Origin of the sequence: Micromonospora sp. NPDC050200, from assembly GCF_040656135.1 — a bacterium.
Taxonomy (GTDB): domain Bacteria; phylum Actinomycetota; class Actinomycetes; order Mycobacteriales; family Micromonosporaceae; genus Micromonospora.
Genome location: NZ_JBFALG010000017.1, coordinates 42415 through 65829, shown reverse-complemented (window position 1 = coordinate 65829; position 23415 = coordinate 42415). Strand labels below are relative to the sequence as shown.

General features: G+C 69.3%; 19 protein-coding genes, 3 tRNA genes and 1 pseudogene. 1 reads left to right on the top strand and 22 read right to left on the bottom strand.

Going from position 1 to position 23415, the window contains the following annotated elements; all coding sequences use genetic code 11:
- Positions 1 to 71: 71 nt before the first annotated feature.
- The 21 genes from fusA to AB0I41_RS14060 all read right to left on the bottom strand — a co-directional run bounded on the left by fusA (position 72) and on the right by AB0I41_RS14060 (position 21905).
- Positions 72 to 2168 carry an elongation factor G gene (gene fusA, locus AB0I41_RS14160; protein ID WP_357106425.1) on the bottom strand — a complete coding sequence of 699 codons (2097 nt, stop codon included), beginning with the start codon at positions 2166 to 2168 and terminating at the stop codon, positions 72 to 74.
- Between the two features lie 75 nt (positions 2169 to 2243).
- Positions 2244 to 2714, bottom strand: coding sequence for a 30S ribosomal protein S7 (rpsG, locus tag AB0I41_RS14155; protein WP_091079418.1), 471 nt, complete (start codon positions 2712 to 2714; stop codon positions 2244 to 2246).
- A gap of 1 nt (position 2715) precedes the next feature.
- Positions 2716 to 3090, bottom strand: coding sequence for a 30S ribosomal protein S12 (gene rpsL / locus AB0I41_RS14150; RefSeq protein ID WP_007465318.1), 375 nt, complete (start codon positions 3088 to 3090; stop codon positions 2716 to 2718).
- Between the two features lie 469 nt (positions 3091 to 3559).
- Positions 3560 to 3931 (bottom strand): hypothetical protein, encoded by a 372-nt coding sequence (locus tag AB0I41_RS14145; RefSeq protein WP_357106550.1) that lies wholly within the window; start codon positions 3929 to 3931, stop codon positions 3560 to 3562.
- A gap of 600 nt (positions 3932 to 4531) precedes the next feature.
- Positions 4532 to 4900, bottom strand: a complete 369-nt coding sequence (locus AB0I41_RS14140; RefSeq protein ID WP_357106421.1) for a hypothetical protein — start codon at positions 4898 to 4900, stop codon at positions 4532 to 4534.
- A 109-nt stretch (positions 4901 to 5009) separates the two neighbouring features.
- Positions 5010 to 8897, bottom strand: a complete 3888-nt coding sequence (locus tag AB0I41_RS14135) for a DNA-directed RNA polymerase subunit beta' (RefSeq protein ID WP_357106418.1) — start codon at positions 8895 to 8897, stop codon at positions 5010 to 5012.
- 80 nt (positions 8898 to 8977) lie between these two features.
- Positions 8978 to 12409 carry a DNA-directed RNA polymerase subunit beta gene (locus AB0I41_RS14130; protein ID WP_357106415.1) on the bottom strand — a complete coding sequence of 1144 codons (3432 nt, stop codon included), beginning with the start codon at positions 12407 to 12409 and terminating at the stop codon, positions 8978 to 8980.
- 574 nt (positions 12410 to 12983) lie between these two features.
- Entirely contained in the window at positions 12984 to 13367 is a 384-nt protein-coding gene (rplL, locus tag AB0I41_RS14125; RefSeq protein WP_357106412.1) for a 50S ribosomal protein L7/L12, read from the bottom strand.
- A gap of 54 nt (positions 13368 to 13421) precedes the next feature.
- Complete coding sequence (gene rplJ, locus AB0I41_RS14120; protein WP_130328959.1) at positions 13422 to 13967, bottom strand: 50S ribosomal protein L10; 546 nt, start codon at positions 13965 to 13967, stop codon at positions 13422 to 13424.
- A 332-nt stretch (positions 13968 to 14299) separates the two neighbouring features.
- The gene (locus AB0I41_RS14115; RefSeq protein WP_357106409.1) at positions 14300 to 14812 is read right to left on the bottom strand and encodes a hypothetical protein; all 513 of its coding nucleotides are present in this window, start codon (positions 14810 to 14812) and stop codon (positions 14300 to 14302) included.
- A gap of 34 nt (positions 14813 to 14846) precedes the next feature.
- The gene (gene rplA / locus AB0I41_RS14110; protein WP_357106406.1) at positions 14847 to 15563 is read right to left on the bottom strand and encodes a 50S ribosomal protein L1; all 717 of its coding nucleotides are present in this window, start codon (positions 15561 to 15563) and stop codon (positions 14847 to 14849) included.
- Between the two features lie 82 nt (positions 15564 to 15645).
- A complete protein-coding gene (rplK, locus tag AB0I41_RS14105) occupies positions 15646 to 16077 on the bottom strand; it encodes a 50S ribosomal protein L11 (protein WP_357106404.1) in 432 nt (143 codons plus the stop codon).
- 195 nt (positions 16078 to 16272) lie between these two features.
- The gene (gene nusG / locus AB0I41_RS14100; protein ID WP_357106402.1) at positions 16273 to 16995 is read right to left on the bottom strand and encodes a transcription termination/antitermination protein NusG; all 723 of its coding nucleotides are present in this window, start codon (positions 16993 to 16995) and stop codon (positions 16273 to 16275) included.
- Between the two features lie 38 nt (positions 16996 to 17033).
- Complete coding sequence (gene secE, locus AB0I41_RS14095; protein ID WP_357106400.1) at positions 17034 to 17438, bottom strand: preprotein translocase subunit SecE; 405 nt, start codon at positions 17436 to 17438, stop codon at positions 17034 to 17036.
- Positions 17439 to 17648: 210 nt separating this feature from the next.
- Positions 17649 to 17721: transfer RNA gene (locus tag AB0I41_RS14090), tRNA-Trp, on the bottom strand.
- Positions 17722 to 17840: 119 nt separating this feature from the next.
- Positions 17841 to 18239 (bottom strand): MaoC family dehydratase, encoded by a 399-nt coding sequence (locus tag AB0I41_RS14085; RefSeq protein WP_357106398.1) that lies wholly within the window; start codon positions 18237 to 18239, stop codon positions 17841 to 17843.
- 1 nt (position 18240) lies between these two features.
- The gene (locus AB0I41_RS14080) at positions 18241 to 18687 is read right to left on the bottom strand and encodes a MaoC family dehydratase N-terminal domain-containing protein (protein WP_357106396.1); all 447 of its coding nucleotides are present in this window, start codon (positions 18685 to 18687) and stop codon (positions 18241 to 18243) included.
- Between the two features lie 122 nt (positions 18688 to 18809).
- Positions 18810 to 18977, bottom strand: a complete 168-nt coding sequence (gene rpmG / locus AB0I41_RS14075) for a 50S ribosomal protein L33 (protein WP_013288652.1) — start codon at positions 18975 to 18977, stop codon at positions 18810 to 18812.
- A gap of 131 nt (positions 18978 to 19108) precedes the next feature.
- A tRNA-Met gene (locus AB0I41_RS14070) sits at positions 19109 to 19181 on the bottom strand.
- 26 nt (positions 19182 to 19207) lie between these two features.
- A tRNA-Thr gene (locus AB0I41_RS14065) sits at positions 19208 to 19280 on the bottom strand.
- 96 nt (positions 19281 to 19376) lie between these two features.
- The gene (locus AB0I41_RS14060; RefSeq protein WP_357106394.1) at positions 19377 to 21905 is read right to left on the bottom strand and encodes a bifunctional diguanylate cyclase/phosphodiesterase; all 2529 of its coding nucleotides are present in this window, start codon (positions 21903 to 21905) and stop codon (positions 19377 to 19379) included.
- Between the two features lie 512 nt (positions 21906 to 22417).
- Here AB0I41_RS14060 and AB0I41_RS14055 point away from each other — a divergent pair.
- Positions 22418 to 22707: pseudogene (locus tag AB0I41_RS14055) on the top strand (IS1380 family transposase); the annotation flags it as partial.
- Positions 22708 to 22952: 245 nt separating this feature from the next.
- Here AB0I41_RS14055 and AB0I41_RS14050 read toward each other — a convergent pair.
- A complete protein-coding gene (locus AB0I41_RS14050; protein ID WP_357106391.1) occupies positions 22953 to 23240 on the bottom strand; it encodes a DUF1905 domain-containing protein in 288 nt (95 codons plus the stop codon).
- Positions 23241 to 23415 lie beyond the last annotated feature (175 nt).

Genomic DNA, 23415 nt, shown 5'->3' with positions numbered 1-23415 from the left:
ATCGAGGTGGCCGCGGGCGGGAGTTCCCTCCCGCGACCGACCTCGAACCATCGGATCAACTCAGGTGAGCGTCACTCACCAGTCGCCTTGGCGATGATCTCCTTCGCCACGCTCTGCGGAACCTCGGCGTAGGAGTCGAACTGCATGCTGTAGCTAGCCCGGCCCTGGGTCTTCGACCGCAGGTCGCCGACGTAGCCGAACATCTCCGACAGCGGCACCAGGGCCCGGACGATGCGGGCGCCGTGACGCTCCTCCATCGCCTGGATGATGCCGCGCCGGGAGTTGAGGTCGCCGATGACGTCACCCATGTTCTCCTCGGGAGTGGTGACCTCAACAGCCATCATCGGCTCGAGCAGCGCGGGATCGGCCTTGCGGGCCGCCTCCTTCATCACCATCGAGCCGGCGATCTTGAATGCCATTTCCGACGAGTCGACCTCGTGGTACTGGCCGTCCAGCAGCGTCAGCTTGACACCCACCAGCGGGAAGCCGGCGAGGATGCCGTACTGCATCGCGTCCTGGGCACCCGCGTCCACCGAGGGGATGAACTCCCGGGGGATGCGGCCACCGGTGACGGCGTTGGCGAACTCGTAGGTCGGCGAGTCGTTGTCCAGCGGCAGCGGCTCGACGCTCACGATCACGCGGGCGTACTGGCCGGAACCACCGGTCTGCTTCTTGTGGGTGTACTCGATCTTCTCCACCTTGCGGCGGATCGTCTCGCGGTACGCCACCTGCGGCTTGCCGATGTTGGCCTCGACGTTGAACTCGCGGCGCATCCGGTCGACCAGGATGTCCAGGTGCAGCTCGCCCATGCCGGAGATGACCGTCTGGCCGGTCTCCTCGTCCAGCTTGACGCGGAAGGTCGGGTCCTCCTCGGCCAGCCGCTGGATGGCGGTGCTGAGCTTCTCCTGGTCGGCCTTGGTCTTCGGCTCGATGGCGACCTCGATGACCGGCTCCGGGAAGGTCATCGACTCCAGGATGACCGGGTTCGCCGGGTCGCACAGGGTGTCACCGGTGGTGGTCTGCTTCAGGCCCTGCACCGCGATGATGTCGCCAGCCTTGGCGGAGCTGCGCTCCTCCCGCTTGTTGGCGTGCATCTGGTAGATCTTGCCGATCCGCTCCTTGCGGTCCTTGGTGGAATTGACCACCTGGGACCCGGACTCGATCACGCCGGAGTAGACCCGGACGTAGGTGAGCTTGCCAAGGTGCTTGTCGGTCTGGATCTTGAAGGCCAGGCCGGAGAAGGGCTCCGAGACGGACGGCTTCCGCTGCATCGGGGTCTCGCCGTCGGTCGCCGTGCCCTCGATCGCCGGGACGTCCAGCGGAGACGGCAGGTAGGCGACGACCGCGTCGAGCATCGGCTGGATGCCCTTGTTCTTGAAGGCGGTGCCGGTGAAGACGGGGTTGGCCTTGCCGGCGATGGTGGCCCGGCGGATGGCGGCCTGGATCTCCTCGACGGAGATCTCCTCGCCTTCCAGGTACTTCTCCATCACCGCGTCGTCGACGTCGGCGAGGGTCTCCATCAGCTTCTCGCGCCACTCGGCGGCGGAGTCGGCGAGGTCGGCCGGGATCTCCTCGATCGCGTAGTCCTCACCCTTCTGGGTCTCCCCGCGCCAGGTGAGGGCGCGCATGCCGACCAGGTCCACCACGCCGATGAAGTCGGCCTCGGCGCCGATCGGGATCTGGAGCACCAGCGGGGTGGCCTTGAGCCGGTCGATCATCATCTGCACACAGCGGAAGAAGTCGGCACCGGTCCGGTCGAGCTTGTTGACGAAGCACATCCGGGGGACGTTGTACTTGTCGGCCTGACGCCAGACGTTCTCCGTCTGCGGCTCCACGCCGGCGACACCGTCGTAGACCGCGACCGCACCGTCCAGCACCCGCAGCGACCGCTCGACCTCGACCGTGAAGTCGACGTGACCGGGCGTGTCGATGATCTGGATCGTGTGGCCCTTCCACTCACACTTGGTGGCAGCGGAGGTGATGGTGATACCACGCTCCTGCTCCTGCTCCATCCAGTCCATGACGGCAGCGCCCTCGTGGACCTCACCGATCTTGTACGTGATACCGGTGTAGAACAGGATCCGCTCGGTGGTCGTGGTCTTACCGGCATCGATGTGCGCCATGATGCCGATGTTGCGTACGTTGGCGAGCGCGTCTGCGGCGGCCACTTCAATCCCTACTTATCGTCGTCTCGACACAACTGGTGGCGGTTCCGGCGCCGGTCCGGCGCCGGAACCAGGGTGTTACCAGCGGTAGTGCGCGAAGGCCTTGTTGGACTCGGCCATCTTGTGCGTGTCCTCGCGCCGCTTGACGGCGGCACCCAGACCGTTGCTCGCGTCCAGCAGCTCGTTCATGAGCCGCTCGACCATGGTCTTCTCACGACGGGCCTTGGAGTACGTCACCAGCCAGCGCAGACCGAGGGTGGTCGCGCGGGCCGGACGGACCTCGACCGGCACCTGGTAGGTCGCGCCACCGACGCGGCGGCTGCGGACCTCGAGGGTCGGCTTGACGTTGTCCATCGCCCGCTTGAGGGTGACGACCGGGTCGGTGCCGCTCTTCTCGCGGCAGCCCTCCAGGGCGGCGTACACGATGCGCTCGGCGAGCTGACGCTTGCCGCGCAGGAGGATCTTGTTCACCAGCTGGGTGACCAGGGGCGAGTTGTACACCGGGTCAGCGACCAGCGGCTTCCGCGGAGCGGGTCCCTTACGCGGCATGTCAGCTCTTCTCCTTCTTCGCGCCGTAACGGCTGCGCGCCTGCTTGCGGTTGCGGACACCCTGGGTGTCCAGCGAACCGCGGACGATCTTGTAACGCACGCCGGGGAGGTCCTTCACCCGGCCGCCGCGGACGAGCACGATCGAGTGCTCCTGCAGGTTGTGACCGACGCCCGGGATGTAGGCGGTCACCTCGATCTGGCTGCTGAGCTTGACACGAGCGACCTTGCGGAGCGCCGAGTTCGGCTTCTTGGGGGTGGTGGTGTACACGCGGGTGCACACACCGCGCCGCTGAGGACTGCCCTTCAGCGCCGGGGTCTTGGTCTTGGTCGTCTTGGCCTGGCGGCCCTTTCGGACCAGCTGCTGGATGGTGGGCACCGGGTTTTTCCGCTCCCTTCGACCGCTGTCGCGGCCGCGCCGTCTGCTCGTTAGCCGCCCTGATGGACAGCTCTCCTACATTCCCGGCCAGGGCCACCTGACGGAGGTCCCGGCACCCGCGGTCGGGCGTGTCGCCCGGCTCACGGTCCCGGTGCCGTCGCTCGCGCGCGCACCGGATTGTGTGTTCGCCGGCGCGGTGGACCCTGCGCCGGGTCTTGGACTGTGCCGTGCGGCCGCTCGATCGCCGGAGAAACCGGGTCCCGCGCACGCACGAGTCGCCCGGGCAGGCCCGGGCACAAGGGGAAAGAGTACCTACCACAGCCTCGCAGGTCAAAACGGTATGGTCCCGCGGATCTCGAACCCCGCCGGTCGGCTCGCCGTCGCGCCTGCTCACCCGTGATGGGCACCTACAGCGCCAAGTGTACCGGCTGCCCTCGGAAGCGGCCCGTCGCCCCCGCCGCGACGGTCGTCACGCGAACTGCAGCAGGAGCGCCAGTCCCAGGCCCAGCAGGCAGAGCAGGAGACCCGCCCCGCCGCAGCTGATCCCCGCCGTGGCCAGCCCCCGCCCGGTGAACCGGACCGCTGGTGGCGGCGCCGCCCGCCGGATCTGCCGCCGGGCCAGCAGGCCGGCGACGATCGCGGCCGCCCCGGCCAGCACCCCCGGCACGGTGAACGCCCCGGCCGCCCAGGCCCCGCCGTACCGCGCCAGCCCGACGCCGAAGCAGAGGACCGACAGCGACACCAGGATCGAACCCACCCCGGCCACCAGCGAACCCACGGCGGGCCCGGAGGTCACCGCCGGCACGTCGAGATGGACCACCCCGAAGGGCGTACCCGGCACCGGATCGACCCGCCTGGGCGGTCTGGGCGCCTCCTGCGGCGGCGGGGGCAGCGGCCCCGGACCGAGCGGCGACGGCGGCGGCCACGCGCCGGCCGGCGTGCCACCGAGGTACGCCCCGGTCGGCACCGGGTACGGCCCGGACGGCTGGCCCGGCTGCCCCGGGTACGCCCCGGCGGGCTGACCCGGCGGGAACTGTCCCGGGTACCCACCGGCCGGCTGGCCGGGGTACACCGGCGCGTACTGCCCCGGGTACGGCCCGGACGGCGGCAGCGGCGGCGGCGCGTACCCGATGGGGGCGGCCTCCGGCGGGATGCTGGCGTCCTGGTCCGACCGGTCGCCGGCGGCGGACCCCGGCGGCGACCAGGGCGACAGCTCCGGCCCGGCGGTCGCGTCGCCGGGCGGGGCCGCACCGGCGCCGCCGGGCGCGCCCGTCTCCGGGTGCCCGGCGGGCTGCCCGCCCGGGTCGGCTCCCGACGGCGGCGCCGGTTCGGTCACGTGGTCCTCCTGTCGACAAGCCAGATCCCTCGCCACGCGACGGACACCGGCCAGGCTACCGTCGGCACGCACCACCCCGCAGGGCGCGCACGAGCAAAGCCGCGCTCAGTCCACGTTCGGGGCGAAGTCGTGCCCGAACGGGGCGTCCGCCAGCCGGACCACCCCGATCACCACCAGTGTCACCACGGAAACCGCGACCAGCACCAGACCCGTCCAGGCCAGCCGCTCCCCCTGCCGCAGCCAGGCCGCGCCGGTGAGGTAGCCGCCCGAGGCGTACGCCTCCCGCCGGGCCTGACGGGCCAACTGGAGCGCCACCGTCGCCGGCACCACCCCGCCGACGAACAGCCCGGTCAGCGCCCCGATCAGGCCGAGCGCGAAGACGGCGCGGGCCTTCGTCGCGGGCGCCGGGTCGGGGTCGAGCGGGTGGCGTGGCGGCTGGTGCGCCACGGGCAATTGCCCGGGAGCGGTCGTCATCCCCCCATCATGCCCGCCGGCCCGCACCGGGAACGGGCGCCTCCGCCGGACCGGCCCCGGAACGCGACGAGGCCCCCGGCGGTCACGCCGGGGGCCTCGTCGGTCACTGCTAGCGGTACGACCCGAAGTCGAAGTCGTCCAGCGGCACGGCCTGCCCGCTGGCCGGCCCGAAGCCGTAGTCGGTCTCCGGGTAGCCGGTCATCGAGTAGACCTTGGCCTTCGCCTCCTCGGTCGGCTCGACCCGGACGTTGCGGTACTTGCTGATGCCGGTACCGGCCGGGATGAGCTTACCGATGATCACGTTCTCCTTGAGGCCGACCAGCGAGTCGCTGCGCGAGTTGATCGCCGCGTCGGTCAGCACCCGGGTGGTCTCCTGGAAGGAGGCCGCCGAGAGCCACGAGTCGGTGGCCAGCGAGGCCTTGGTGATACCCATCAGCACCGGGCGACCGGCGGCGGGCTCGCCGCCCTCGGAGACGAGTCGGCGGTTCTCCGACTCGAACAGCGCCCGGTCGACCAGCACACCCGGCAGGAACTCGGTCGAGCCGGAGTCGATGACCGTCACCCGCTTGAGCATCTGGCGGATGATGATCTCGATGTGCTTGTCGTGGATGAGCACACCCTGCGAGCGGTAGACCTCCTGGACCTCCTGGGTCAGGTGGACCTGGACCGCGCGCGGGCCGAGGATGCGCAGCAGCTCGTGCGGGTCGATGGTGCCCTCGGTGAGCTTCTCGCCGACCTCGACGTGGTCCCCGTCGTGGGTCCGCAGCCGGACCCGCTTGGAGATCTTGTCGTAGACGATCTCGTCGCTGCCGTCGTCCGGCACCACGATGATCTTCCGCGACCGCTCGCCGTCCTCGATCCGGATCCGGCCCGGGGTGTCGGCGATGGGCGCCTTGCCCTTCGGAATCCGCGCCTCGAAGATCTCCTGGACACGCGGCAGACCCTGGGTGATGTCCTCACCCGCGACACCACCGGTGTGGAAGGTACGCATCGTCAGCTGCGTACCCGGCTCACCGATCGACTGGGCGGCGATGATGCCGACCGCCTCGCCGACGTCCACGGTCTTGCCGGTCGGCAGCGAGCGGCCGTAGCACGCACCGCATACGCCCAGCTTCGACTCGCAGGTGAGCACGCTGCGCACCCGGACGGTCTCCACCCCGGCGGCGACGATCTTGTCGACCCCGATCGAGTTGATGTCCTGACCCCGCTCGGCGACCACGGTGCCGTCCGGCCCCTTGATGTCGTCGGCCAGGGTACGGGCGTGCACGCTGGTCTCGGCGTGCTCGTGCACGACCAGCTTGCCGTCCAACCGCTCGCCGATCTGCATCGGGATCGCCCGGTCGGTGCCGCAGTCCTCCTCGCGGATGATGACGTCCTGCGAGACGTCCACCAGACGACGGGTCAGGTAACCCGAGTCGGCGGTACGCAGCGCGGTGTCGGCGAGACCCTTGCGGGCACCGTGCGTGGAGATGAAGTACTCCAGCACGGACAGACCCTCCCGGTAGCTGGCCTTGATCGGCCGCGGGATGATCTCACCCTTGGGGTTGGCCACCAGACCACGGATCGCCGCGATCTGCCGGAGCTGGAGCAGGTTACCGCGGGCACCCGAGTTGATCATCTTCCACAGCGGGTTCTCCTGCGGCAGCGCGGTGTCCATCTCCTTGGCGACCTCGTTGGTCGCCTTGGTCCAGATCTCGATGAGCTCGCCGCGGCGCTCCTCGGCGGTCATCAGACCACGCTGGTACTGCTTGTCGATCCGGTCGGCTTCCTTCTCGTACCGCTCCAGGATCTCCCGCTTGCGCGGCGGAGCGATGACGTCCTCCATGCCGATGGTGACGCCGGACCAGGTGGCCCAGTGGAAACCGGCCTCCTTGAGCCCGTCGAGGGTGGCGGCCAGCGCCACCTTCGGGAAGCGCTCGGCGAGGTCGTTGACGATCGCGGAGAGCTGGCCCTTGCGGATCTCGTAGTTCACGAAGCGGTAGCCCTGCGGCAGCGTCTCGTTGAACAGGACCCGGCCGAGCGTGGTCTCCACGGTCAGCGGCTCGCCCTCGACCCAGCCCTCGGGCGCGACCCACGGCTCGGCGCCGGCGCCGTTGTCGACACCGACCACGCCGCGCAGCCGGATCTTGACCGGGGTCTGCAGGTGCAGCTCACCGGCGTCAAAGGCCATCCGCGCCTCGGCGTCCGAGCTGAACGCCCGGCCCTCGCCCTTGCCACCCGGGGTGAGGTGGGTGAGGTGGTAGAGACCGATGACCATGTCCTGGGTGGGCATGGTGACCGGCTTGCCGTCGGCCGGCTTGAGGATGTTGTTCGACGACAGCATCAGGATCCGCGCCTCGGCCTGGGCCTCGGCGGACAGCGGCACGTGCACCGCCATCTGGTCACCGTCGAAGTCCGCGTTGAACGCGGTGCAGACGAGCGGGTGGATCTGGATCGCCTTGCCCTCGACCAGCTGCGGCTCGAAGGCCTGGATGCCCAGCCGGTGCAGGGTCGGCGCGCGGTTCAGCAGCACCGGGTGCTCGCCGATGACCTCTTCCAGCACGTCCCACACGACCGGCCGCTGCCGCTCGACCATCCGCTTGGCGGACTTGATGTTCTGCGCGTGGTTGAGGTCCACCAGCCGCTTCATCACGAACGGCTTGAACAGCTCCAGCGCCATCTGCTTGGGCAGGCCGCACTGGTGCAGCTTCAGCTTCGGGCCGACCACGATGACCGAACGGCCGGAGTAGTCGACGCGCTTGCCGAGCAGGTTCTGGCGGAACCGGCCCTGCTTGCCCTTGAGCATGTCGGAGAGCGACTTCAGCGGGCGGTTACCCGGGCCGGTGACCGGCCGGCCACGACGGCCGTTGTCGAACAGCGCGTCGACGGCCTCCTGGAGCATCCGCTTCTCGTTGTTGACGATGATCTCGGGCGCGCCGAGGTCGATCAGCCGCTTGAGGCGGTTGTTCCGGTTGATCACGCGGCGGTACAGGTCGTTCAGGTCGGAGGTCGCGAAGCGGCCACCGTCGAGCTGCACCATCGGGCGCAGGTCCGGCGGGATGACCGGGACGCAGTCCAGCACCATGCCGAGCGGCGAGTTGCGGGTGTTCAGGAACGCCGCGACGACCTTGAGCCGCTTGAGCGCCCGGATCTTCCGCTGGCCCTTGCCGGAGCGGATGGTCTCCCGCAGGCTCTCGGCCTCGGCGTCGAGGTCCATGTTCTGGACCAGCGCCTTGATGGCCTCGGCGCCCATGCCGCCGGTGAAGTACTCGCCGAAGCGGTCGCGCAGCTCGCGGTAGAGCAGCTCGTCGGTGACCAGCTGCTTCGGCTCCAGCTTGCGGAAGGTGTCCAGCACCTCGTCGAGGCGGTCGATCTCGCGCTGGGCCCGGTCGCGGATCTGGCGCATCTCGCGCTCTCCGCCCTCCTTGACCTTGCGCCGGACGTCCGCCTTGGCGCCCTCGGCCTCCAGCTCCGCCAGATCGGCCTCGAGCTTGGCGGCCCGCTTCTCGATCTCCGAGTCGCGGCTGTTCTCGGACTGCCGCTTCTCGGCGAGGATCTCGTTCTCGATGGTCGAGAGGTCACGGTGACGCGACTCGGCGTCCACGCTCGTCACGACGTACGAGGCGAAGTAGATGATCTTCTCGAGGTCCTTGGGGGCGAGGTCCAGCAGGTAGCCCAGCCGGCTCGGCACGCCCTTGAAATACCAGATGTGGGTCACCGGAGCGGCGAGCTCGATGTGCCCCATCCGCTCACGACGGACCTTGGAACGGGTCACCTCGACGCCACAGCGCTCGCAGATGATGCCCTTGAAGCGGACCCGCTTGTACTTACCGCAGTAGCACTCCCAGTCCCGCTGCGGACCGAAGATCTTCTCGCAGAAGAGCCCGTCCTTTTCCGGCTTCAGGGTGCGGTAGTTGATCGTCTCAGGCTTCTTGACCTCACCGTGCGACCACTGACGGATGTCGTCGGCGGTGGCGAGGCCGATGCGCAGCTCGTCGAAGAAGTTGACGTCGAGCACTATGTCCCCTATGTCGTCGTCTGTACTGCTAGCTAGTGGGTGGGGTCGGGAGCCGGCGAGCCGGCTCCCGACCACTCACCTCAGACCTCTTCGACCGAGCTCGGCTCGCGCCGGGACAGGTCGATGCCCAGCTCCTCCGCGGCCCGGAACACCTCGTCGTCGGTCTCGCGCATCTCCAGGGCCACACCGTCGCTGGAGAGCACCTCGACGTTGAGGCACAGCGACTGCAGCTCCTTGAGCAGCACCTTGAACGACTCCGGGATGCCCGGCTCGGGGATGTTCTCGCCCTTGACGATCGCCTCGTAGACCTTCACCCGGCCGAGAACGTCGTCGGACTTGATCGTCAGCAGCTCCTGCAGGGCGTAGGCGGCGCCGTACGCCTGCATCGCCCAGCACTCCATCTCACCGAAACGCTGACCACCGAACTGCGCCTTACCACCCAGCGGCTGCTGCGTGATCATCGAGTACGGTCCGGTCGACCGAGCGTGGATCTTGTCGTCGACCAGGTGGTTGAGCTTCAGGATGTAGATGTAGCCGACCGCGATCGGGTCCGGCAGCGGCTCGCCGGAGCGACCGTCGAACAGCTGCGCCTTGCCGGAGGAACCGATCAGCTGCTTGCCGTCCCGGTTGGGCAGGGTCGACGCGAGCAGACCGGAGATCTCCTCCTCGCGGGCACCGTCGAAGACCGGCGTGGCCACGTTGGTGTCCGGCTCGGACTCGTGGGCGTCGATCGAACGTAGCGCCTTCTTCCACGCCGTGTCGTCGCCCTCCACGCTCCAACCGGTCTTGGCCACCCACCCGAGGTGGGTCTCCAGGACCTGGCCGATGTTCATCCGGGAGGGCACACCCAGCGGGTTGAGCACGATGTCGACCGGGGTGCCGTCCTCGAGGAACGGCATGTCCTCGATCGGCAGGATCTTGGAGATGACGCCCTTGTTGCCGTGCCGGCCGGCGAGCTTGTCACCGTCCTGGATCTTGCGCTTCTGGGCGACGTACACCCGGACCAGCTCGTTGACGCCCGGCGGCAGCTCGTCGCCGTCCTCGCGGGAGAAGGTACGCACGCCGATGACCGTGCCGGTCTCGCCGTGCGGCACCTTCAGCGAGGTGTCCCGCACCTCACGCGCCTTCTCACCGAAGATCGCGCGGAGCAGCCGCTCCTCCGGGGTCAGCTCGGTCTCGCCCTTCGGCGTGACCTTGCCGACCAGGATGTCGCCGGGGACGACCTCGGCGCCGATCCGGATGATGCCGCGCTCGTCGAGGTCGGCGAGCATCTCCTCGCTGACGTTCGGGATGTCGCGGGTGATCTCCTCCGGGCCGAGCTTGGTGTCCCGGGCGTCGACCTCGTGCTCCTCGATGTGGATCGAGGTGAGCACGTCCTGCTGCACGAGGCGCTGCGACAGGATGATCGCGTCCTCGTAGTTGTGGCCCTCCCAGCACATGAACGCCACGAGCAGGTTGCGCCCGAGCGCCATCTCGCCCTCGTCGGTGCACGGACCGTCGGCGATGACCTGACCGGCCTCGACGCGGTCGCCCTCGAAGACGACCGGCTTCTGGTTGACACAGGAGCCGGCGTTGGAGCGGCGGAACTTGTGCAGCAGGTACGTCCGGCGGTGGCCGTCGTCCTGGTGGATGGTGATGTAGTCGGCGCAGAGGTCCTCGATCACACCGCCGACCTCGGCGACAACGACGTCACCGGCGTCGACCGCGGCCCGGTACTCCATGCCGGTGCCGACCAGCGGCGACTCGGCCTTGACCAGCGGCACCGCCTGGCGCTGCATGTTCGCGCCCATCAGGGCCCGGTTGGCGTCGTCGTGCTCGAGGAACGGGATCATCGCGGTCGCGACGGAGGTCATCTGCCGCGGCGAGACGTCCATGTAGTCGACGGCACCGGGGACCACGTCCTCGGTCTCACCACCCTTACGGCGGCACAGGACCCGGTCCTCGGCGAAGGTGCCGTCCGCCTTCAGCCGCGCGTTGGCCTGCGCCTTGACGAACCGGTCCTCCTCGTCCGCGGTCAGGTAGTCGATCTGGTCGGTGACCCGACCCTCGACGACCTTCCGGTACGGCGTCTCGATGAAGCCGAACGGGTTGACCCGGGCGAAGGTGGACAGCGCGCCGATCAGGCCGATGTTCGGGCCTTCCGGCGTCTCGATCGGGCACATCCGGCCGTAGTGGGACGGGTGCACGTCACGGACCTCGAAGCCGGCCCGCTCCCGGGACAGACCACCCGGGCCGAGCGCGCTCAGCCGGCGCCGGTGGGTCAGGCCCGCCAGCGGGTTGGTCTGGTCCATGAACTGGGACAGCTGCGACGTACCGAAGAACTCCTTGATCGCCGCCACCACCGGGCGGATGTTGATCAGGGTCTGCGGCGTGATGGCCTCGACGTCCTGCGTGGTCATCCGCTCGCGGACGACCCGCTCCATCCGGGACAGGCCGACCCGGACCTGGTTCTGGATCAGCTCGCCGACCGTGCGCAGGCGCCGGTTGCCGAAGTGGTCGATGTCGTCGGCCTCGTAGCCGTCCTCACCGGCGTGCAGCCGGCAGAGGTACTCCACGGTGGCGACGATGTCGTCCTCGGTGAGCGTGCCCGTGGTGATCGGGACGCCCACTTCGAGCTTCTTGTTGAACTTGTAACGACCGACCTTGGCGACGTCGTACCGCTTCGGGTTGAAGAAGAGGTTGTCGAGCAGGGTCTGGGCGTTCTCGCGGGTCGGCGGCTCGCCAGGGCGGAGCTTCCGGTAGATGTCGAGCAGCGCCTCGTCCTGGCCGGCGATGTGGTCCTTCTCGAGCGTGGTCATCATCAGCTCGGACCAGCCGAACCGCTCGCGGATCTGCTCGGCCGACCATCCGATGGCCTTGAGCAGGACCGTGACGGCCTGCCGGCGCTTGCGGTCGATGCGGACGCCGACCGTGTCGCGCTTGTCGATGTCGAACTCCAGCCAGGCACCCCGACTCGGGATGACCTTGACGCTGGAGAGGTCGCGGTCGGAGGTCTTGTCCGGCTGCTTGTCGAAGTAGACGCCCGGGGACCGGACGAGCTGGCTGACCACGACGCGCTCGGTGCCGTTGATGATGAAGGTGCCCTTCGGCGTCATCATCGGGAAGTCACCCATGAACACCGTCTGGCTCTTGATCTCGCCAGTGGTGTTGTTGGTGAACTCCGCGGTCACGAACAGCGGTGCGCAGTAGGTCAGGTCCTTCTCCTTGCACTCCTCGATCGAGGCCTTGACCTCGTCGAAGCGCGGTGCCGAGAAGGAGAGCGACATGGTGCCGGAGAAGTCCTCAATGGGACTGATCTCGTCGAGGATCTCCGCGAGACCCGAGCGTGCGTGCGGGTCGTCCGCCGACCGGCCCTGCCAAGCCTCGTTGCCGACGAGCCAGTCGAAGGACTCGTTCTGGATGGCGAGGAGGTTGGGGACCTCGAGGTGTTCGGTGATCCTGCCGAAAGAAACTCGGCGGGGAGCGAAAGCGCTCGACGTACGACTGGTCTTCGCAGGGCGGGAAGCTGCCAAGATGCGTCCTTCCGAGGACCGGTGCTGCAGAACGGCTGGTACGCGTGCACTCCAATGACCCCACCAGAAATATCCGTAAACGGACATTTCCGCGCAGGGGTCAAGACGGAAGGCAGCGCAAACTAGCAGTGTAGCCGAGAGGCTAACCGCTGTCCAGCCCACCCCGCAGGTCGGCGCGGAACGTGCCTCGGGACCCCGGGAAACCGGGTCTGCCGGGCCGCTCGGAACGCGTCGTTCCTGCCGGGCCGCTCGAGTGTCGCGGCCGGTGGTGCTGCCGCTGCCATTACCCGAGAGGTGGCCGTCGCAAGCGCGGAAGGTCTTGCTGGTGTCAGCGTGCCTGGGAGTCGGTGCCGCGTCAAGGGCCGGTCTCGGGTAGCCGCCCTCTTTCCCACCGTAGGAGCACCGCCAGGCACCGCCGCGGGGCCGTACGCCGGGCGTCGGACGTCCTGCTCACGCCGCTGCCACCGGTAGCCACCAACCACAGCGGGCGGTGACCCGTTCCCGGATCACCGCCCGCCGCGATGCGGTGTGCCCCGGCTCACGTGAGCCGGACGCGCGCCTGGTCGTACCTCAATTACTTGAGGGTGACCTTGGCGCCCTCGCCCTCGAGCTTGGCCTTGGCCTTCTCGGCGGTCTCCTTGTTGACCTTCTCCAGGACGGCCTTCGGCGCGGCCTCGACCACGTCCTTGGCCTCCTTGAGGCCCAGGCCGGTCAGCTCACGCACGACCTTGATGACCTGGATCTTCTTGCCACCGTCAGCCTCGAGGACGACGTCGAACTCGTCCTTCTCCGGCTCGGCCTCGGCGGCGGCCGGGGCGGCACCCGGGCCGGCCATCGCGACCGGAGCCGCGGCGGTGACCTCGAAGGTCTCCTCGAACTGCTTCACGAACTCGGAGAGCTCGATCAGCGTCATCTCCTTGAACGCGTCGAGCAGCTCGTCGGTGCTGAGCTTCGCCATGTCTGGCGTCCTTTCCTGAATCTGTTAGGTAAGAACTGGGTGCGCCGGGAGGCCTCAGGCCGCCTCGGCGCCCTCCTTCTCGCGCTTGTCCTGCAGGGCGGCCGCCAGACGGGCGGTCTTGGAGAGCGGAGCCTGGAACAGGGCCGCGGCCTTGCTCAGGTTGCCCTTCATCGCGCCGGCCAGCTTGGCCAGCAGCACCTCACGGGACTCCAGGTCGGCGAGCTTCGTGACCTCGGCCGCGGAAATGGCCTTGCCCTCGAAGACACCGCCCTTGATGACGAGCTTCGGGTTGGCCTTCGCGAAGTCGCGAAGCCCCTTCGCCGCCTCGACGACGTCGCCCGAAACGAAAGTCAGCGCGGTAGGACCGGTGAACAGCTCGTCGAGGCCGGAGATGCCCGCCTCGGTCGCGGCACGCTTCGCCAGCGTGTTCTTCGCGACCGTGTAGGTGGTCTCCTTGCCGAGCGAGCGCCGCAGCTGGGTGAGCTGGGAAACCGTCAGACCACGGTATTCGGTCAGCACCGCAGCGCCCGCGTTACGGAAGCTGTCGGTCAGCTCAGCGACGGCCGTGGCCTTGTCGGCCCGGATCGGCTTGTCCGCCATGTCCCTCCTCTCTCGTTGCTCGAGGCTGGTCGCCGTCGGCAGGCCGGAAGGGCCTGGGACGGCGGCGGAGGATCACGACAACGAGAAAAGCCCCGGCGCAGGGCGCACGGGGCGAGGGCCGGCACGATCGCCATGGTCGGCGGACCACGGAAAGAGCCGATTTTCGCTTGCCGCCCTGCGCGGGTCGCCCGTCATCGCGGGACCTTCGACCGTGCCGGAGCACGGTGACCAGCGGTCTCTGGGTGGAACTTCGCCACTAGGTTACGCCACGCGACGGTGAGCACCAAATCGCCTCCCGCGTGCGCCCGGTCACTCCCGGCGGCCGGCACCTGTCAGGATAGGCGCGGCGGCGCCCGGCAGCGCCCACCCCACGAGCGCACGCGGCAGGCCGGAGGCCCCCCGCACGGCCGGCGCCGGCTGCTGTCCGGCCCGCTCAGGGGCGGGCGCGACGTCGCCGGGCCCGGCCGGCCAGAGCCACCACGGCCCAGGCCGGCACCGCCGCGCTGAGCAGGAGCGCCGTCGAGGTGGCCAGCGGGCCGGTCAGCGCCCCGGGCGGTCGCCATCACCGGCGGCACCAGCCACGGCGCCACCGAGCCGCTCAGGCCGAGCACCAGGGTGGCCACCCCGCCCACCTCGTCGACCAGGGCGGGGACCAGGTCGCGGGCGGCGGCGTGGAACCTGCCCACGCCGTTGCGGTCGAGCACGACCGCCACCTCGCCCGGCTCGGTCCGGGCCTGCGCCGCTCGCAACACCCGCGGACCGCGCCGGTGGTACCGGAACCAGACGTCCTCCAGCCGCCTGCCGCGAGCCTGCCACAGCCCGGCGAACGGAAGGGGCCCCGCCACGAGTCGTGGCGGGGCCCCTTCGCGGGAGTCGTGCTCAGCCCTCGGCCGAGCCCTCCTGAAGGTTCTTCACCAGGTTCGGGTCGATCGGTACGCCCGGGCCCATGGTGGTGGTCAGGGTGACCTTCTTGAGGTACTTGCCCTTGGCCGCCGACGGCTTGGCGCGGAGGACCTCGTCGAGGACGGCGGCGTAGTTGTCCACCAGCTGGGTCTCGGAGAACGAGGCCTTGCCGATGATCAGGTGCAGGTTGGAGTGCTTGTCCACCCGGAAGGTGATCTTGCCGCCCTTGATGTCCTGGACGGCCTTGGTGACGTCCATGGTCACCGTGCCCGTCTTCGGGTTCGGCATCAGGCCGCGCGGGCCCAGGATCCGCGCGATCCGACCGATCTTGGCCATCTGGTCCGGGGTGGCGATCGCGGCGTCGAAGTCCAGCCAGCCGCCCTGGATCCGGGCGACGAGCTCGTCCGTGCCCACCTCGTCGGCACCGGCGGCGACGGCCTCCTCGGCCTTCGCGCCGGCGGCGAACACGATCACGCGGGCGGTCTTGCCGGTGCCGTGCGGCAGGTTGACCGTGCCGCGGACCATCTGGTCCGCCTTGCGGGGGTCGACGCCGAGGCGCATCGCGACCTCGACCGTGGCGTCGAACTTGACGTTGGTGGTCTCCTTGGCCAGCTTCACGGCCTCGGCGGGGGTGTAGAGCTTCGACCGGTCGATGACGTCGGCGGCCTTGCGGTAGCTCTTGCTGCGCTGCATTTCTGACTACTCCTGTGGTCTCTGGCGGGCCGCGGTGACCGCGTGCCCTCCCACGAACTGATCGGAAAAGTGCTGACCGACGTCAGTCGCTGACGATGATGCCCATCGACCGGGCGGTGCCGGCGATGATCTTCGCGGCCTGGTCGATGTCGTTGGCGTTGAGGTCGACCATCTTCTTCTCGGCGATCTCCCGCACCTGGGCCTGGCTCACCGAGCCGACCTTCTGGCTCTGCGGCACGCCGGAGCCCTTCTCCACACCGGCGGCCTTGAGCAGCAGCCGGGCGGCGGGCGGGGTCTTCAGGACGAAGGTGAAGGTCCGGTCCTCGTACACGCTGATCTCGGCGGGGACGATGTCGCCCCGCTGAGCCTCGGTCTGCGCGTTGTAGGACTTGCAGAACTCCATGATGTTCACGCCGTGCTGACCGAGCGCGGGGCCGACCGGCGGGGCCGGGGTCGCCTGGCCCGCCTTCAGCTGAAGCGTGAACGTCTTGACGAGCTTCTTCTTCGGAGGCATGTCACTTCCTGGGGCTTGGAACTGGGAAAGGTGCCGGCTGCGGGCGCGCACGGTCAGCGCGGTGCGACAGCGACGACGTTCTAGGGTAGCGCAGCGTTCCACCGCCCCGTGCGTCGAGGTCCGTCAAGGTCCGGCGGAAGGGCGGAAACGGGTACGCCGGCGGCGGGCGAACGCCCACCGCCGGCGACCCGGACGTCAGATCTTGGCGACCTGGTTGAAGTTCAGCTCGACCGGAGTCTCCCGGCCGAAGATCGACACCAGCACCTTGAGCTTCTGCTGGTCGGCGTTGATCTCACTGATCGTCGCCGGCAGCGAGGCGAACGCGCCGTCGGTGACGGTGACCGAGTCGCCGACCTCGAAGTCGAGGACCTTGATCTCGGGCTTCGCCTTCTTCTGCTCGGTCTCGACCGCCGGGGCCAGCCACTTCAGCACCTCGTCGAGGCTCAGCGGCGCCGGCCGGTCGGCCCGGTCGGTCGCACCGACGAAGCCGGTGACCCCCGGCGTGTTGCGCACGCAGGAGTACGACTCGGCGGTCAGCTCCATCCGGACCAGGATGTAGCCGGGGAAGACCTTGGCCTGGACCTGGGACCGCTTGCCGTTCTTGACCTCGACCTCTTCCCGGGTCGGCACCTCGACCTGGTAGATGAACTCCTCCATGTCGAGGGAGGTGATCCGGGTCTCGAGGTTGGTCTTGACCTTGTTCTCGTAGCCGGCGTACGAGTGCACCACGTACCAGTCGCCGGGGGCGTAGCGCAGCTTCTGGCGCAGCTCGGCGACCGGGTCGTACTCCTCCTCCGGGGCCGGCTCGGTGGTCGGGAATTCCGGCTCGCTGGCGGCCTCGACCGACTCGTCGCTGGCCGCCGTCGCCACCGTGGACTGCTCGTCCGTGGTCTCGGCGGTCTCGTCGTACTCAGGCACGCTCGCTCACTTCCGTCACTATCGGCTCAGTCGGCCGGTCAGCTGGGGTTGCCGAAGACCCACAGCACGCCCTTCGCGAAAGCGAAGTCGAGAACGCCGACGATCGTCAGCACCACCGCGACGAACGTCACCACCACGGCCGTGTAGGTCAGCAGCTCCTTGCGGGTCGGCCAGATGACCTTACGCAGTTCGGCGACCACTTCGCGGAAGAAACGCGCGATGCGGGCGAACAGCCCGACCCGGTCGGTGTCGGTACGGGTCTTCGGCTTGCTGTCGGCCGAACCGGCGCGGGCCCGCGCGCGGGTCGCTGTGCCGCCCCGGGCTACCGGCTCGTCCGCTCCGGTGGCGTCGTCGTCGGCGGCCACGTCGTCGACGAGCTCGTCGCGCTCGTCGCGCAGACCCTCGTCGCCGGCGTCCTCGCCGCGCCGCTTGCTCTCGGCCACTTCGCCCTCCGTCGCGGGATGTCGGTCGCACGCCGATGGGCGTGCGCGGCGCTGGTCACGCCGGCCGGACCAGCCGTCCCGCGACGGGCCGCGGCCGGCGGACCGGACGAAGGGGCCCGATGCCTCGGAACCACCCCGCCGATGCCACCACCACGGGCCGGACGCCGCCGGTTGGCGGCGCGACCCACGGGAACGGTCAGGCCTGAGGCGCAGGGGTGACAGGACTTGAACCTGCAGCCTGCGGTTTTGGAGACCGCTGCTCTGCCAATTGAGCTACACCCCTGTGCGGCAACGCTCGCCCCGCCCGGCACGAGGGCCGGGCAGGGGTCACTTGCCCCACGGCGGACCAGTGTACGGGTAGTCCCCCGACTTTCCCAACCGGTACCGCCCATCACGTGTGGATCAGCGGTCGGCGGGGGTCCGGACGGTCGCCCGGGCCTGCGAGAGGACCTTCGCCCCCAGGCAGGTGGCGGTCACGTCGAGCCTGGTCAGGCCCTCCTCGGTGACCTCCTTCACCACCGCGTTGACCTCGACCTCGGTGCCCTGGTCGTCGTCCGGAACCACCACCGGCCTGGTGAACCGGACGCCGAAGTCGACCACCGCGTCGGGCGCGCCCGCCCAGGTGGCGACCGCCCGGCCGACCAGCGCCATGGTGAACATCCCGTGGGCGATCACCCCCGGCAGGCCCACCTTCGTGGCGGTCCGGTCGCTCCAGTGGATCGGGTTGAAGTCGCCGGAGGCGCCCGCGTAGCGGACCAGATCCGCCCGGGTGATCCGGAACGTCTGAGTCGGCAGCTCCATGTCAGGCCTCCCCGCGTACGACGATCTTGGACCAGACGGCGACCACCGGCTCGCCGGCGGTGGTGCTGACGTCGGTGCGGGTGGTCAGAAAACCGTGCCCACCCCTGGTGGTGACCTCTTCGATGGTGTTGACGCAGACCAGCTCGTCCCCGGCCACCACCGGGCGGGTGTACGCGAAGCGCTGGTCGCCGTGGACCACCCGGCTGTAGTCGACACCCAGCGCCGGGTCCTCCACGATCTGCCGGCTGGCGGCCATGGTGACCAGCACGGGGAAGGTCGGCGGGGCGACCACGTCCGGGTGGCCCAGCGCCCGGGCCGCCTCCGGATCGTGGTGAGCCGGGTCGGTGGCGCCGACGGCGGCGGCGAACTCGCGGATCTTTTCTCGGCCCACCTGGTAGGGGGCGGTCGGCGGATAGGTCCGGCCGACGAAGGACGGGTCCAGGGACATGCCGCCGAACCTACACGGCGAAGCCGAACGCCGACCCGCGCGGGAGGGGCGGCCTGTGCCGCGCCATCCGTGCGGATCGGCGTTCGGTGAAGCGGGGACGGGCCGGCAGCGCCGGCCGCGGGTCAGCGGGTCTCGCGGTGGACCGTGTGCTTGCCGTCCCGGGGGCAGAACTTCTTCAGCTCGATGCGGTCCGGGTCGTTACGACGGTTCTTGCGCGTGATGTAGTTGCGCTCCTTGCACTCCACACACGCCAAAGTGATCTTCGGCCGGACATCGGTCGCCTTCGCCACGGCGGAGTGCCTTCCTCGCTAAGTATCAACTACGACGCATCAGCCTACGCAGCCAATGCGCGGACATGCAAAGTGGGCGCCAGTGGCGCCCGTCCCACCAACCGCCGGGAACGAAGCCCGGTGGACGAGAGTAGCGGTGGCCGGACTTGAACCGGCGACACAGCGATTATGAGCCGCTTGCTCTGCCATCTGAGCTACACCGCCGCAGGCGGGTCCAGCCGGACCCTCTGAGCCCCCTTACGGAATCGAACCGTAGACCTTCTCCTTACCATGGAGACGCTCTGCCGACTGAGCTAAGGGGGCCTGCCCGATCACCCCGGAAGGCGTCGCGCAGGGGTAACAGTACATGACCCCATCGCCGAGGTGAAATCGGATCCCCCTCCACCGCGTTTCCGCAGATCAGGGCACGACACGCAGTCTCGGCAACTCGCCGGCGGAGATCGTCTCCGGGCCCACCTGGGCACCGAACCAGGCCTCCAGGCGCTCGTACGGCAGCGGCCGGCTGAACAGGAAGCCCTGGCCGATCTCACAGCCGATGTCCTGGAGCAGCTCCAGGGTCAGCTCGCTCTCCACACCCTCGGCCACCACGGCCAGGCCGAACTGCTGGGAGAGCGTGACCACCGCGTTGACGATCGCCAGATCCCCGGGATCCGTCGCCATGCCCTGCACGAAGGAGCGGTCGACCTTGACCTCGTGCACCGGCAGGCGGCGCAGGTGGGCCAGGGAGGAGTCGCCGGTGCCGAAGTCGTCCACCGAGAGCCGTACGCCGAGGTCCCGCAGCCGGCGGAGGGTCGGGATCGGCCGGTCGGTGCCGTCCAGCACCCCGGACTCGCGGAGCTCGAAGGTGAGCCGCTGCGGCGGGACGCCGTACTCGGTCAGCAGCTCGCGTACCCGGTCCGGGAAGTGCTGGTCGGTCAGCGTACGCGCGGCGAGGTTGACCGCGACGGCGAGCGCCTGGCCGGCGTGGCTCCAGTCCCGGCTGCGCCGCAGCCCCTCCCGCAGCACCACCTCGGTGAGCTGGCCCAGCTGGCCGGTGTGCTCGGCCACCGCGACGAAGTCCTCCGGGCTCACCGTCCCGTGCGTCGGATGGTCCCAACGGGCCAGGCACTCGACCCCGACCAACCGCCGGTCCCGCAGCGTCACCTTCGGTTGGAAGTAGACCTCCAGCGCGCCCTCGTCGAGCGCGCGACGCAGGTCGCCGGCGAGGCCGAGCCGGCGCAGCGACCGGGACTCCAGCGCCGGGTTGAACAGTTGCACGCTGCCCGGTACCGACTTGGCCGCCGTCGCGGCCAGGTCGACCCGTTGCAGCAGCGAGGCGGCGTCGCTGCCGTGGTCCGGGTGCACGGCGACCCCGACCGCGGTGTCCACGTCGAGGGTGAGGGCGTCGAAGACCATCTCGTCGCGGATCTGGTCGCGGAGCTGGCCGGCCAACTCCAGCGCCGCCTCGGCGTTCTCCAACCGGAGGGTGACCAGGAACTCGTCCCCGCCGGCGCGGCCCACCAGCGCCGAGGAGGGCGCGCAGGCGCGCAGCCGCTCGGCCACCTCGACGAGGATCTTGTCGCCCGCGGCGTGGCCGAGCGACTCGTTCACCCGGCGCAGGCCGTCCACGTCGAAGAGCAGCACCGCCACCACCTCGCCGGGCGCGCGGATCTTGACCGCCTCGTCGAGCGCGCCGGTGATCCGCCGGCGGTTGGGCAGCTTGGTGAGCACGTCGTGGTACGCGTCGTGCCGCAGCCGGTCGACCAGGCGGGAATTCTCCAGGGCGACCGCGGCGTGCGCCGCGACGGTCTCGAAGATGGGGATGTCGCTGGCGGTGAAGTGGCCGACGTCGCTGAGCCGGTTGGCCACCTCCAGGGTGCCGATGACGGCCGGGCCGGAGCGGAGCGGCACCACGATGGCGTCCTTCACCCGCTGGTCACTGAGCTCGCGCCGCAACTCGGCGTCGCCGCCCAGCTCCCGGCCGACCGACAACGTCCGGCCGGCGTCGTAGGTGCGCTGCCGCAGGACCGCGGGGGTAAGAGCGACGTCCAACAACCCCCGGTCGTCCAGCCGGGCGGTTAGCAGGACCTCAGGATGCCGGCCCTGGGCGGGCAACCAGAGCGTCCCGTACTCGGCCTGCATCAGCTCCCGGATCCGACCAAGCAGGACGTCGGCCAGGTTCCCCGTCTGGCCATTCTCGGTCATCGCCCGTGTCAGCTCGTACATCTTCCCGAGGGTGCGGTGCTGCCGGAGGAACTGCGCATACGATCGGTAGAACATGACCACCGCGACCACCAGCACCGCGATCAGGATCACCGACCACCAATTGGAATCGATCGCGATCAGGACTACCAGGCCAACGACCACGTTGACCGCGGACACCATCTGGGGCGCCGGGGCAGTCCTGATGACCTCCCAGCCAGCCTGCCAGCCGTGAAGCAGACTGATCACGCCGGAGATCGCCACGAGGTTGAACAGCGCATTGACGGTGACCACCAAGAAAAGGGCCGCCCAAGTACTCGAGCCGACGCCCTCCAGAGGCGGCAGGGCCACCAGCACGGTGCCGGCCAGCGATACGGCGGCCGCGGTCCGGGCAAGGTTGAAACAGACCTTTGGCGCACTGAGCCGACGCCTGAGCTGCCCGATGAGGGCCGCCAGCACGGCGATCACCACCACAGTCAGCGGCGGTAGCAGATAGAAGGCCAGGACCAGGGGAATCTCGGTGACTATGACCTCGATGGCCTGGCGCTGAACCACGATCTGCAACACCTGGGCGCTGGCTGCGACCATGGCGAGGAAGAGCACCCCCGCGATGACCAGGTTCCCGGGGGGCGGCGCTGCGGCGACCGCGAGGAGAAGGCAACAAGCCACGGCCATCATCGCCAGCGGGCCGGTAATCAGCCAGGCCTGCTCCGTGCTTCTGCGTGCTGCGGGTGGGCCGGCTACCATCCCGCTCCCTCTTGACTGGTGCGGCGAGAGTGACCTACCGAGCGACGACGGTGACCGCGTGAGCGGTCGGGGCACCCCAGGTGTAATCCGCCGGTCGAGCATCGGTGTTCAGCAGGCTGCCCACGAACGCGACGGCTGCCGCGAGCGCGAGTAGGGCGCCCAGCGGGCGAGGCGTCCGACCAGACATCAGCTGCTCCTGTGGGGGTATCGAATGGTAGAGGTTTCACGATCGTGCCACACCGGCAGCACACGCAAAAGCGGAGAAGGGCCTCGCTGGCGCATCAGCGGGGTAGATTCGTCCGTTCGACGGCGAAGCTAGACCCTGCGGCCCTTCTCAGAGCCACCGGCAGTTGGGAAGCCATTACAGAAGGCGCACAATGCGACCTGACGGTGGAAACGGATAAATCAGGCTGCGGGTCCGAGCAGCCCGAGGGGCAGCGCCTCCAGTTCCCCTCGCTTGCCCACAGAGACGGCTGCCCGAGAACATCGGCTGGCGCGGTCTGTGCGACTAGGTGAGGGGCGGCCGGGAACGCCCGCACCCCGGCGCTCAGTTGTCGCTGTTCGACACCGTCGAAGGCTGGCGGCACCAGGTCGTCGCCACCGACACCCCATCCGGCAACGGCAGCGCCCAGTTCCTGGAGGCCCGACACCGGGCCCACGCCCGGGTCGAGGACCGCATCCGCGCCGGGAAGGACACCGGCTTCGGCCGGTTCCCGTCCCGTGTCTTCGCGATCAACCAAGCCTGGCTGCAACTCGCTCTGACCGGCTCGACCTGCTCGCCTGGGCCCAGACCGTCAGAATGCTCCACACGGCGCCGAAGCGCCAGCCGCTATCCGACAGTGCCAGCGACGTGACTGCGTCCACCGCCGGCCGCGGTGGCACGACGAGGGGCGCCGCCCCCGGAACTTCTGCTGGTCACGCCACCCTTGGGGCCGGTGGGGCCGCCGGCCGGCGGGGCGGGCCGAGCACCCCTTGGGGCAGGCCGAGTACCCCGTCTGGCGCTTCCGAGGCGAACTGGAGTCTTACGCCTTGGATGTTCCCGGCTTGTCAGACGTCGACCACCAGACGGACCTTCACCACGTCGCCGACCTTGAGCCCTTCGGCCTCGCGCACGCCCGCCTTCACCGGCACGACGTAGCGCCCGTCCTTGGGGAACAGCGACGTCGTCCACCGGGTCTCCCCGATCTGGGCCGTGACCGGGATCATGCCCCAGCCATAGCTAACGGACACCGAGGTCGCGGTCAACTCGGAGCAGTCCTCTTCCGGAACGGTGACGAAGTGCCATGGCGCCGGGCCCTTCCAGAACCACACATCGCCGCTGAACTCCAGGTCCATCAGCTCAGGATAGAAACACAACCTCCCGGGGCGTACGGCTGGAGCTTGGATTCGAACCTCTGTAGCGCCTGTGCTTCCAGCTGGTGACCCCCGCACAGGGCGACGCCTGTCGACACTGGCTGACTACGCCGACCAGGCCCCCGACCGGGGTCATGTCGCCAGCGAGCCGGGAGCG